The organism is Marichromatium sp. AB32, from assembly GCF_003718675.1.
Taxonomy (GTDB): Bacteria; Pseudomonadota; Gammaproteobacteria; order Chromatiales; family Chromatiaceae; genus Marichromatium; species Marichromatium gracile.
In genome coordinates this window covers 1-11,987 of sequence record NZ_RHFJ01000081.1, presented here as the reverse complement: position 1 = coordinate 11,987, position 11,987 = coordinate 1, and the positions used below count along the sequence as shown (strand labels likewise).

Sequence of the window (11,987 nt, the reverse complement as noted above, 5' to 3'; positions counted from 1 at the left end):
GCCCTCGCGCGCCCGGGCGCGGTCGAGGGCGAGGATGGCGCGCTCGGTGTCGAGGTCGGGATAGTCGACCCGCACCTGCATCAGGAAGCGATCGAGCTGGGCCTCGGGCAGCGGATAGGTGCCCTCCTGCTCGATCGGGTTCTGGGTGGCCATCACCAGAAACAGCTCCGGCAGCCGGTAGGTCTCGCGTCCGACGGTGATCTGGCGCTCGCCCATCGCCTCGAGCAGCGCCGACTGCACCTTGGCCGGGGCGCGGTTGACCTCGTCGGCGAGCAGCAGGTTGTGGAACAGCGGCCCGCGATCGAAGCGGAAGCTGCCGTCGTGGGGACGATAGATCTCGGTGCCGGTGAGGTCGGCGGGCAGCAGGTCCGGGGTGAACTGGACGCGGTGGAAGTCGCCCTCGATCCCCTCGGCCAGGGCCTTGACCGCGCTGGTCTTGGCCACCCCGGGCGGACCCTCGACGAGCAGATGGCCGTCGGCGAGCAGTGCCACCAGCAGCCGCTCGACCAGGGCGCGCTGACCGAGGATGCGCGCCGAGAGCCGCACCCGCAGCGCGGCGAAGACCGCCTGTAGATCGCTCGTCGGATCAGCTGCCGACACGGCGCACCTCCTCGTTATCAAAAGCGTCTGACTCGATCCGTTCGAGCAGCTCATGCGGGCTGCTCAGCGGCGCCCCGGCACCGGCCGCGTGCAGCCGCGCCGGGTCGGTATAGCCCCAGCCGACGGCGACGAAGCCGGTACCGGCGGCGCGCGCCGCCTCTAGGTCACGCAGCTCGTCGCCGACATAGAGCATGCGCGCCGGGCGCAGCCGCTCGCGCGCGGCAAGCCGACGCAGCGCGCGCGACTTGCCGAACAGCGCCGCGCCGCCGACAACGAAATCGAGATGGGGCAACGGGTAGCGCGCGAGATAGGCCGCCAGGCTCTCGCTGGCGTTGGAGGAGAGCACGCCGAGACGCAACCCGCGCGCGGCCAGCGCCTCCAGGGCCTCGGTCCAGCCCGGGACCGGCGGGGTGGCGAGCAGACCGGCGCGCATCTCGCGGCGCATCCGCGCGACGAAGCCCGGCACCCGGTAGGCCGGGATGCCCAGCGTCTGGACGATCTCGCGCGCGTGCAGCCCGCGCAACCGTTCGACGGCGGCGCGATCGAGCCCATCACAGCCGAACGCCGGGCCGACCCGGGCGAGCGCCTCGAGGGCCGCCTCGGTGCTGTCGACCAGGGTGCCGTCGAAGTCGAAACAGAGACAGTCGAACATAGGGTCAGGGGTCCATGAGGGTCGGGGTCAAGCACGATCGACCGGACCGGACGGGCGCGACCCTGGGGGACGGGACCGCCCGGCGCCGGGGAGAGACGCGACGTCCTCCCGACGCCGCGCGCAACAGGCTACTACAGGGTGGCGCCGAGCTGCACCAGGATCTCCGAGTCGCGCGGCAGCACCTCGACCTCGGCCTTGGAGGCGAGCAGCTGCTCGGTCTCCATCACCTCGAGCACCGTATCGAGCACCTCGGGGTCGCGTTCGGCGATGGCGTTGAGCGCCTCGCCGACGATCGCCGGGCGGGTGGCGGCGGCTTCGGCCATCTGTTGCGAGACCTTGTAGGCGGTCTGGCTCTGGATCAGGCCGACGCGGTTCTCGCCGTCCTGCTTCATCGCGCTGGTGACCTGGATCAGCCGCTTGACCACCTTGTCGGTGATGTTGTCGACCATCTGCCGGTCGGTGAAGGCGACCTTGCGGATATAGACCGAGCCGAGCCGGTAGCCCCAGCGCTCGGAGAGCGGCGAGACCTCGGCGCGCACCCGACGGCTGAGCTGGTGACGGTCCTCGAGCATCTTGTCCATCTCCAGATTGCTCAGGGTGGAGACGGCGGCGCTGGCGACATTGGCCTGCAGCGAGCCCTCGGGGTTGGCGTTGTTGAACAGATAGGCGATGGGGTCGCTCACCTGCATCTCGTACCACAGCCCCACGCCCATCGGCGTGCCCTCCTCGGAGTTGACCATCTGGTCGCGCAGATAGTGCTGGCGCAGCGCGGTGGAGACCTTGTAGCGCTTGCCGAAGAAGGGCAGCAGCAGGGCGCGCAGCCCGAAGTGGGCGAGCGGGAAGCGCAGCCCGGGCTCGTCGAGGGTACCGATGACCTTGCCGAACAGGGTGAAGACCTGGGCCTCGCGCTCGCGCACCACGGCATAGAGCCCGAGGCTGCGGGCGATGGCGAGCAGCACCGGGATATAGATGAGACCGATGACGAAGGCGATGGTGGAACCGATCATGTTGTCCATGGCGTCTCTCCCCTCAGCGCTCGAGCCCGGTGGTACGGACGATGCGCGAGGCGCGCCCGAGCAGCGGCACGCGCAGGTTGCGGATATAGGCGCGCAGCGCCTCGGTGCCGCCGCTCGACTTGATCCGCGACAGCGTCTCGGCCAGCTCGCGCAGCGGCGCGACCTCGGCCTGGGCGTTGTTGCGCGCGATCTCCACCGCGCGCTTGCTCATGGTGATCTGCTGCTCGGCGTCGGCGCGCGCCGTGGAGATATCGGCGGCGACCTGGTTGCGAGTGGAGTTGATCGCCGAGAGCGCGCGGTCGACCTCGCTCGGCGGGTCGATCTGGGTGATCAGCGCGGCATCGAGCTCGATGCCGTAGCGCGCCCCGGTCGAGCGGCACTGCTGCTCCATGTAGTCGTTGAGCAGCGGCAGGTTCTTGCGCAGGTCGTTGATCGAGACGCCCTCGGAGAGTTCGGCGGCCGCTTCGCCCTGCGCCAGCTCGCCCTCGCCGACCAGCCCCTCGCCCTTGGGGTCGACGAAGTTGGCGATGCGCTCGCGCAGCACCGAGATGAAGTAACCCATGACGTGTTCGAGCGGGCTGTCGACGCCGAAGCAGTAGGCATAGAGGTTGGATTCGGCGACGCGGAAGCGGATCTGACCGCCGACCCCGGTGGTGAGGTTGTCCTTGGTGACCGCCTCGACCATCACCTGATCCTTGGTCGGGTCCCAGGTCAGGTCGATGGCCTGGGTGACCACGCTGACCTTGTGCACCTCCTGCCACGGCCACTTGAAGTAGGGGCCGCCGGGGCCGATCACCCGCACCTGCGGGAAGCGGTAGCGTTGCTGTTCCTCGGCGTCGAGCGCCGGGTCCTCGACCATCAGCTCGCCGAGTCGCTCGACGCGACCGAAGCTGGTGATCAGCGCGCGCTCGTCCGGGCTCACGGTGTAGAAGGCGCGCACGAACACCTTGAACACCACGAACGCCAGCACGCCGAGCATGAATGCCGTCAGATACATGGCAGCTTGACCTCTCTAGCGGAGGGCGGCGCATCCGCGCCGCCTGGGGGACGCGCCCCGCCGACGGGGGCGGGGCGCGGGCGGAGACGGGAAGAAGGGCCGCGCATCAGGGCGTGCGCTCGCGCGCGGCGCGAGCGATGGCGATGGCGTTGCCGATGGCGGTACGGGCATGCGGGCTGGCGCGCCAGCAGGGGGCGTGGAGCATGTCGGCGATCAGCCCGACCAGGGGCTCGATCTGCTGCCCGGCGAGGGTGTCGAGATCCTCGATGCCGAGCTGTTCGAGCCGCGCGATCACCCGCAGCCCGATCTGATGACCGCCGAGCAGCAGGGCGCGCTCGGCACTGGAAAACGGCATCGATCCCTCCCCGCGCCGGTGCCGACCGGCGCTCAGTCGCCCTTGAAACCCACCCGCTGGTGGCTGCCGTCGCAGAAGGGCTTGTTGGCCGAGGCCCCGCAGCGACACAGATAGGCCTTGTCGCCGCGCCAGGCCGCGCGCGCGCTGGCGGCGCGGATCACCAGGTTGCCCTCGAGCTCGAGCGGCCCGTCGGGCAGCGCTCGCACCGCCAGCGGCCCGTCGGCGGCGAAGGTGCCGCGCCCCTGCTCGCCGACGGCGCCATAGTCCTCGAAGCCGGCGGCACGGTGGCTGTTGTCGCAGAACGGCTTGTTGGCCGAGGCCCCGCAACGACACAGCGCCACCCGGCGGCTGGTGCCGGCGTGCTCGGGCGCCTCACCGGCGCCCTCCAGCGCCAGCTCACCGTGACAGTACAGGGGGCCATTGTAGACCACCACCGCCGCGTTCTCGCCGGGAGCGGGCTCGGGACCGCCGGTCTTGTCGACATAGCTCAGCGCGCCGCTCGGACAGCGCTCGACGATCTCGCGCACCCGTTCGCGCTCGGTGACATCGGGATCGCACCAGGGATCGCGCCCGGAGACGAACAGCTCGCCCTTGGCACGGACGCACTCGCCGATATGGATACACAGACGCTCGTCCCAGTAGACATCGATCTCCTGGCCCGGGAAGTGGTGGACGCTGCGCTCACTCATCAAATGGACTCCTTGTGGTCTCTGTGGGTTGCCCGCCCACGGCGGACGGTGGCTGCCTGGAGAGACCAACCGGCGGCTCGGGGCGCGACCGGTCGGCGCGAGGCACGGCCCCGCATCGCCCCGACAGCGCCGGGGGCGCGCAGCGCCAAAAACAGCACCACGCGCGTGTTTTTCTAATGGGGCCCAGCGCCGATCATGCAACGTGCGGGGGTGAACTTCGTCACACCCCCGACGTCTCACCGAGCATGGCGGAACGCCCTCGCCCGCCATCCGTCCCCGTCGTCACGCACGGCCCGCGCGCCGTCATCCACACGGAGTCGAGAACATGCCCAGTCAAGCCGTCCGATCGCACCACACCACGCCCGCGCCGGCGCCCACGGTCAGCCGGGTCGACATCGGCGAGCCGCTCGACTGGCTCGCCACCGGCGTCAGGCGCTTCGCCGAGGCACCCGCGGCGAGCCTGCTCTACGGCGCGCTCTTCGTGCTCGCCTGCTGGGGGGCGCTGGCGCTGACCTGGACCCTGCCCTGGTTCACCATCGCCTTCCTCACCGGATTGCTGCTGCTCGGTCCCTTCCTCGCCGCCGGGCTCTATGTCGCCGCACGCCAGCTCGAGGCCGACGAGCCGGTGGCCATCCACGACAGCCTGGCGCTGATCTGGGCGCGGCGTACCAATCTGGGGCTGTTCGTGCTCTTCCTCGGGCTGATCGCCGCGGCCTGGGTGCGCTTCTCGGCGCTGCTGTTCGCGATCAAGTTCAACACCCTCTCGCCCTCGTCCGACAGCATCACCGGCCTGCTGGCCGGGCACTTCGATCCGGTGGTCACGCTGTTCTTCCTCGGCATCGGGCTGCTGCTGGCCGTGGCGGTGTTCGTCACCAGCGCCGTCTCCATCCCGATGATCCTCGATCGCGACGTCGGCCCGCTCACCGCCATCCACACCAGCCTGCGCGCCTGCCGCCAGAACTGGCCGGCGATGACGCTGTGGGCCGCGATGATCGTCGCCCTCACCGGCTTCGGCATCCTCACCCTGTTCATCGGGCTGGTGGTGATCTTCCCGGTACTCGGCTATGCCACCTGGGAGAGCTATCGGCGGATGGTCGCCTGAGCCCCGGCCCCGCCACCGCTCGGCGGGGCGCGGCCCAGGCCACAAGGACCCCAACCCCGCGCCGCCCGGCGGCGCATCTCACCGCACCATGGAGGATGCAACCATGCGTCAACGTCCGAACCTCACCCATGTCGTACTCTACGGCGCCCTGCTCGCCCTGGTCACCAGTCTCGGCGCCCGCGCCGAGACCAGCGCCAGCGGCGTGGTCGAGCGTGTCTGGGACGACGGCTTCCTGCTCGACACCGGCAGCGAGCGACTCGACGTCGAACTCGACAGCCTGCGCGCCCTGGGCATCGCCCCGGGGACCCGGGTGACCATCGCCGGCGACTACGACGATGACGACCACGACGACGATGATGACGACGACGGTCGCGACTTCCGCGCCCGCCGCGTGACCATCGACTGAGTGAATCGGCTGTCAGCGTCTCGCTGACAGCGACCAGTCGCCAGTCGCCAGCAGGAAGAGGGGCGGCGCTGACGGCTGCGGCTGGCGGCTTGCTCGTCGGTTGGACTGCCCATCGGACCACGGACCGGCGACGGGCAACGCGGCCAGCGGCCAGCGGCCAGCGGCCAGCAGGAAAGGCTCGGCGCTGCCAGCTGACCACTGGCGGCTGGAAGCTGGCCGCTGGAAGCTGGTACCCATTTGCCTCACCCCTTTCGTACCGTCTAGACTGTTCTACAATCGTCCAGACCGGTGATCCATCCATGCCCGAAACCCAAGCCCCCAAGCCGTCGCTGCGCGAGCGTGTGCTCGATGCCGCCGAGACCGTGGTGATGCGCGATGGCGCCGCGCGACTGACCCTCGACGCGGTGATCGCCGAGGCCGGCGCCAGCAAGGGCGGGATGCTCTATCACTTCAGGAGCAAGGAGGCGCTGCTCGAGGGGCTGGTCGAGCGTACCCTGGCACGCGACGAGGCCGACATCGGCGCGCTGCGCGACACCCTCCCGCCCGATCAGCCCAACCGCGAGGGCCGCGCCCGGCTCATCGCCTCGCTCGCCCCCTGCCCGGTCTCGCCCGAGCTCGGCATCGCGGTGATCGCCGCCTCGGCGCACCATCGCGAGCTGCTCGCGCCGATCCGCACACACGTCGCCGAGACGCTCGACGCGCTCGGCGCACTGGAGGACGAGATCCCGAACGCCCGGCTGCTCTATCTGGCGATGGCCGGGCTCTACATGTTCGACGTCTTCGGCATCTCGCCGCTCGCCCCCGACGAGGCCGACGCGCTGCGCGCCCAGGCCCGGCGCATCCTCGACGATCACGGAGCCCTTTGATGACCGCCCTATCCCCCCGTCCGTCACTGCTGCTCGCCGCCCTGGTCGCGCTGCTCGGCGTCGCGCTCGGCGGCTGTGACCGCGCCGCTGCCGAGCCCGACACGACCACCAGCGCGCCGACCTCGCAGCCGGTGCGGCTGTTCACCGTCGATACCGCGCCGAGATCCGAGCTGCGCCGCTTCCCGGCCACCATCGAGGCCTCGCAGACCTCGGCCGTCTCCTTCCAGGTACCGGGCAAGCTCGAACGCTTCCCCATCCGCGAGGGCGAGACCACCCGCGCCGGCGAGACGATCGCCGCGCTCGACGCCACCGACTACGCGCTCGCGCTGCGCGAGGCCAGGGTCCAGGCCGATCTCGCGCGCAAGGAACTCGAGCGCAAGCAGGCGCTCAGCGAACGCGGCCATCTCGCCGAGAACGCCCTCGACGACGCCCGCGCCACCGCCGATCTCGCCCAGGTGCGGCTCGAACAGGCGGCACAGAACCTCGCCTACACCGAGCTGGAGGCGCCCTTCGACGCGCTGCTCGCCGAGCGTCTGGTCGATCGCTTCGTCAACGTCCGCGCCGGCGAGCCGATCGCGCTGCTGCAGGACATCTCGGTGCTCACCGTCGAGGTCGACGTGCCCGAGCGGCTGATGGCGCGGGTACGGCGCGAGCAGGTCGGCGCCATCACCGCCGAACTCTCGGCCTGGCCGGGGCGCAGTTTCCCGCTGAGCATCCGCGAGTTCGCCACCGAGCCCGACCCGCGCACCCGCACCTACACCATCACCCTGTTCATGACCAACCCCGACGACATCCAGGTGCTGCCGGGGATGACCGCCACCGTCAGCGCCGAGATCCTCACCACCGCCGAGGGCACGATCGAGGTGCCGATCGGCGCGCTCGACGCCGATGCCGCCGGCGACTTCCGCGTCTGGGTCTACGACCCCGAGCGCGGTCAGGTGCAGCCGCGCGCCGTCGCGGTCGCCACCCTCGACGGCAGCCACGCGCGCATCCTCTCGGGGCTGGCCGAGGGCGAGCGCATCGTCGCCGCCGGGGTCGGCTTCCTCAGCGCCGGTCAGCGGGTGCGCCCGCTCGACGACACCGCCCAGTAGCATCGGGAACCCCTATCCATGGACATCGCTCGCGCCGCCATCGACAAGCCGGTCAACACCTGGCTGCTGATCCTCATCTGTCTGCTCGGGGGACTCTGGGCCCTGTTCAGCCTGGGACGGCTGGAGGACCCCGAGTTCACCATCAAGCAGGCGATCATCACCACCAGCTATCCCGGCGCCTCGGCACTCGAGGTCGAGCAGGAGGTGACCGACCAGCTCGAGATCGCCCTCCAGCGCCTGCCCCAGATCAAGGAGATCCGCTCGCGCTCCGAGCCCGGGCGCTCGCTGATCGATGTCGAGATCCTCGAGCAGTACGACTCCAGCCAGCTGCCGCAGATCTGGGACGAGCTGCGGCGCAAGGTCCGCGACGCCAGCGCCACCCTGCCGCCCGGGGCCGGCACCCCGCACGTCAACGACGACTTCGGCGACGTCTACGGGCTTTACTACGCGCTCAGCGCCCCGGACTACAGCCAGGCCGAGCTGCGCGACTTCGCCCGCACCCTGCGCCAGGAGCTGTTGCGGATACCGGGCGTGGCCAAGGTGGCGATCAGCGGGCTGCGCGCCGAGCGCATCTTCGTCGAGCCGCCGCAGTCGGTGCTCACCCAGCTCGGCATCGCCCCGACGCTGATCGCCAACGCCATCTCGGTGCAGAACGCGGTGGTCGACAGCGGCGCGCTGCGGGTCGAGGACCGCTCGGTGCGCCTCGCCCCTTCGGGCACCTTCGACTCGGTCGCGCGCATCGAGGCGCTGCCGCTCGGCGGCCCCGGGGCGAGCAGCGAGCACGCCAGCCTGCGGCTCGGCGACATCGCCCGGGTGAGCCGCGGCGAGGAGGAGATCCCGACCCTGCTGGTGCGCCACAACGGTCGCCCGGCGGTGGCCATCGGCGTCTCGGCGCAGAGCGGCACCAACATCGTCGAGGTCGGCGCGACGGTCGAGGCGCGAATCCACGCGCTGCTCGAGACCCTGCCGCTCGGCGTCACCATCGATCCGATCTACCAGCAGCACCGAGTGGTCGACGAGGCGGTCAACGGTTTTCTCGTCAACCTCGCAAGCTCGGTGGCGATCGTCATCCTGGTGCTCTGTCTGGCGATGGGCTGGCGCGGCGGGCTGGTGGTCGGCGGGGTGCTGCTGCTCACCGTGCTCGGCACCCTGCTGCTGATGAAGATCGGCGGCATCACCATGCAGCGCGTCTCGCTCGGCGCGCTGATCATCGCCATGGGCATGCTGGTCGACAACGCCATCGTCATCGCTGAGGGGATGATGGTGCGGATGCGGCGCGGGCTGGGGGCGCTGGAGGCGGCGCAGCAGATCACCAACCAGACCAAGTGGCCGCTGCTGGCGGCGACGGTAATCGGCATCCTCGCCTTCTCCGGGATCGGGCTGTCGAACGACTCGACCGGGGAGTACACCTTCTCGCTGTTCGCGGTGATCGCCATCTCGCTGCTGCTGAGCTGGGTGCTGGCGGTGACCGTGGCCCCGTTGTTCGGCAGCTATCTGTTCCGCAGCGCCGCCGAGCGCCGCGACGAGGAGGAGGCCGGCGGCGTCCTGCTCGGCGGCTATCGCGGGCTGGTGCACCTGGCGCTGCGCCACCGGCTGACCACGGTGGCGGCGCTGGTCGGCTCGACCCTGGCGGCGGTAATCGGCTTCGGCGCCGTGCCCCAGTCCTTCTTCCCCGACAGCGCCACGCCGCTCTTCTATGTCGACGTGTGGCACGAACAGGGCACCGACATCCGCGCCACCGCCGCCGACATGGCCGAACTCGGCAACGCGCTCGGCCAGCTCGACGGGGTCACGGACGTCACCAGCTTCAGCGGCTCGGGCGCCGACCGGCTGATGCTGGTCTATGCCCCGGAGCTGCCCAACAGCGCCTATGGCCAGTGCATCGTGCGCGTCACCGACGCCGCGCGCATCCCCGAGATCGCCGCGCGCGTGCGTCAGTGGATCAGCGAGCACCAGCCCCAGGTCAAGGGCTGGACCAGCCGCATCCGCCTCGGCCCCGGAGGCGGCGCCAAGATCGAGGCGCGCTTCTCCGGCCCCGACAACGCCACCCTGCGCGCGCTCGCCGCCGAGGCCGAGCACATCTTCCGCGACCACGGCCTGATCAACGTGCGCCACGACTGGCGCCAGTACCGCCCGCTGATCGTCCCCCGCCTGGCCGAGGAGCGCGCCACCGCCGCCGGAGTGAGCCGCGCCGATATCGCCGATGCCCTGGCGATGGTCACCGAGGGGCGCACCGTCGGGCTCTATCGCGAGGGCGATCGGCTGATCCCGATCGTGATGCGCGCCCCCGATGACGAGCGCAACGGCAACACCGACCTGCGCGACCGTCGCGTCTGGTCGGCCACCGCCGGCGCCTACATCCCCATGACCGAGGTCATCGACCGCTTCGAGACCGGCACCGAGGACGGGCTGATCCGCCGGCTCGACAAGGCGCGCACCATCACCGCCCAGGCCGACCCCGCCTACGGCGCCAACACCGACGCGGCGCTCGCGCAGGTGCGCGGCGCGGTCGAGGCGATCGCGCTGCCGCCGGGCTACCGGCTCGAATGGGGCGGCGAGTACGAGGACTCCAGCGACGCCCAGGCCGCGCTCGCGCGCAGCGTCCCGCTCGGCTTCCTGGCGATGGTGCTGATCACCGTGGCGCTGTTCGGCCGGGTGCGCCAACCGCTGATCATCTGGCTGTGCGTGCCGATGGCGATCACCGGCGTCACCGCCGCGCTGCTCGCCACCGGACAGTCGTTCGGCTTCATGGCGCTGCTCGGCTTCCTCAGCCTCTCGGGCATGCTGATCAAGAACGCCATCGTCCTGGTCGACGAGATCGACCTGCGCATCGCCGACGGCCACCACCGTCACGACGCCATCGTCGCCGCCAGCGTCAGCCGTTTCACCCCGGTGATGCTCGCCGCCGGCACCACCATCCTCGGCATGATCCCGCTGCTCTTCGACGTCTTCTTCGCCTCCATGGCCGTCACCATCATGGGCGGACTGGCCTTCGCCACCGCCCTCACCCTGATCGCGGTGCCGGTGTTCTATGCCGGGTTCTTCAAGGTGCGGGAAGATGAGGCGCGGGCGGGGTGAGCCGGGCGGGTGCAGTGGTTCGGGGTCGGCGGGGCGGGAGGTTTGTCGGGCAGACGCGCGGCCTGACCAGGCGGCATCGGTCAGTCAGACGCCCAGGCGACTCACGCCGCCCTGCCCGCCTGCCCAAACAGCGCCCTGGCGCGTCCGAGCCCGCGCAGATAGCGACACTCGCGGCGCGCGGCAAGCGCCGCCAACCGCTCAGGCACGCCGATCGCGACACCAAAGCCCTTGAGCAGGAAACCCGCGTGCTCGACGAAACGCTCCGGCGCGATGCCGAGCCGGGTGAGGACGTCCGGCAGATCCGCCGGGATCGAGCCGCGCTTGCGCGGATGCAGCGCGCGACCAAGCGAATCGACCAGGGTCAGATAATCGTCGAAGGTGAAAGGAATCGCCGCAGGGACCTCGGCGGGATTGCCGAAGGGCAACAGCGGCGCGGACGGCAGGCGATTCAGCGCGGTCTCCCAAAGATTATCGCTACGCGAGTCTGAAGGAGAGCCGGTGGCCTTGGTCTCGGACGATGCGGTCACACGGACCGACGGCGAAGCCTCGTCCATCTCGACAAGCGCTTCACCAGACGCACACGCATCGTCAGCCCGCAAGGCGGCGATCCGTGCCGCAATCCCGGTATGCGCACTCTCCTCCGGCGTCTCCGCGATCCCCGCCCGAATCGGGTTGAGATCGACATAGGCCATCACCGCCAGCAGCGCCGCCTCGTCGAGGATCGCCTGCGAACGGAACCGTCCCTCCCAGAACCGTCCCCGCACCCCATCCTCCCGATTCGCCGCCCGCGCGATCGACTCGTTCAGTATCCGCATGAACCAGGAGAGATCCGCCAGCCGCGCCCGGTAGATCGCGACCAACCCCGCGACCCCATCCAGCTCCGCCTCGGTCATCCCCGCCCGCGTTGCAGGTGACAAGAACCGCTCCACCACCACCGGCCCGCGAAACAGACACCGCCAGCGCCGCAACACCTCGGTATCCGACCACCCCGCCGCGCGATCCGCATCCACCCGCACCACCAGATGCACGTGATTGCTCATCACCGCATAGGCCGCGACATCGATCGCGAACACCCCGGCGAGCTGACGCAACCGCAACTCCACCCAGCCGCGCCGATGCTCGAAACTCCGCCCGG

12 protein-coding genes are annotated in these 11,987 nt (G+C 70.4%); 5 read left to right on the top strand and 7 right to left on the bottom strand.

Annotated elements, in window-relative coordinates; translation table 11 throughout:
- From EBL85_RS15660 to EBL85_RS15635, 6 genes are all read right to left on the bottom strand, one after another.
- A partial coding sequence (locus tag EBL85_RS15660; protein WP_150132754.1) for a MoxR family ATPase occupies positions 1 to 600 on the bottom strand: 600 nt, incomplete at its 3' end.
- Positions 587 to 1,252 carry an HAD-IA family hydrolase gene (locus tag EBL85_RS15655; RefSeq protein ID WP_123143396.1) on the bottom strand — a complete coding sequence of 222 codons (666 nt, stop codon included), beginning with the start codon at positions 1,250 to 1,252 and terminating at the stop codon, positions 587 to 589. The genes EBL85_RS15655 and EBL85_RS15660, both read right to left, overlap by 14 nt.
- Before the next feature lie 131 nt (positions 1,253 to 1,383).
- Positions 1,384 to 2,268 carry an SPFH domain-containing protein gene (locus EBL85_RS15650; protein WP_062271288.1) on the bottom strand — a complete coding sequence of 295 codons (885 nt, stop codon included), beginning with the start codon at positions 2,266 to 2,268 and terminating at the stop codon, positions 1,384 to 1,386.
- 13 nt (positions 2,269 to 2,281) lie between these two features.
- The gene (locus EBL85_RS15645; RefSeq protein WP_062271290.1) at positions 2,282 to 3,265 is read right to left on the bottom strand and encodes an SPFH domain-containing protein; all 984 of its coding nucleotides are present in this window, start codon (positions 3,263 to 3,265) and stop codon (positions 2,282 to 2,284) included.
- 106 nt (positions 3,266 to 3,371) lie between these two features.
- A complete protein-coding gene (locus EBL85_RS15640; RefSeq protein WP_123143395.1) occupies positions 3,372 to 3,620 on the bottom strand; it encodes a helix-hairpin-helix domain-containing protein in 249 nt (82 codons plus the stop codon).
- Between the two features lie 32 nt (positions 3,621 to 3,652).
- Positions 3,653 to 4,309, bottom strand: a complete 657-nt coding sequence (locus tag EBL85_RS15635; protein WP_123141776.1) for a CDGSH iron-sulfur domain-containing protein — start codon at positions 4,307 to 4,309, stop codon at positions 3,653 to 3,655.
- 325 nt (positions 4,310 to 4,634) lie between these two features.
- On the opposite strand from EBL85_RS15635, the gene EBL85_RS15630 reads away from it, so the two are divergent.
- From EBL85_RS15630 to EBL85_RS15610, 5 genes are all read left to right on the top strand, one after another.
- On the top strand, positions 4,635 to 5,411 hold the full coding sequence (locus tag EBL85_RS15630; RefSeq protein ID WP_123143394.1) for a DUF2189 domain-containing protein: 777 nt from the start codon (positions 4,635 to 4,637) through the stop codon (positions 5,409 to 5,411).
- Between the two features lie 103 nt (positions 5,412 to 5,514).
- Positions 5,515 to 5,817, top strand: a complete 303-nt coding sequence (locus EBL85_RS15625; RefSeq protein WP_123143393.1) for a hypothetical protein — start codon at positions 5,515 to 5,517, stop codon at positions 5,815 to 5,817.
- Between the two features lie 299 nt (positions 5,818 to 6,116).
- Positions 6,117 to 6,683, top strand: coding sequence for a TetR/AcrR family transcriptional regulator (locus tag EBL85_RS15620; RefSeq protein ID WP_123143392.1), 567 nt, complete (start codon positions 6,117 to 6,119; stop codon positions 6,681 to 6,683).
- Positions 6,683 to 7,774, top strand: a complete 1,092-nt coding sequence (locus EBL85_RS15615) for an efflux RND transporter periplasmic adaptor subunit (protein WP_123143391.1) — start codon at positions 6,683 to 6,685, stop codon at positions 7,772 to 7,774. Before EBL85_RS15620 ends, EBL85_RS15615 begins: the two co-directional genes overlap by 1 nt.
- An 18-nt stretch (positions 7,775 to 7,792) precedes the next feature.
- On the top strand, positions 7,793 to 10,852 hold the full coding sequence (locus EBL85_RS15610) for an efflux RND transporter permease subunit (protein ID WP_123143390.1): 3,060 nt from the start codon (positions 7,793 to 7,795) through the stop codon (positions 10,850 to 10,852).
- 101 nt (positions 10,853 to 10,953) lie between these two features.
- On the opposite strand, the gene EBL85_RS15605 is transcribed toward EBL85_RS15610, so the two are convergent.
- The coding region (locus EBL85_RS15605; RefSeq protein WP_123143389.1) for a transposase at positions 10,954 to 11,987 on the bottom strand (1,034 nt) is incomplete at its 5' end.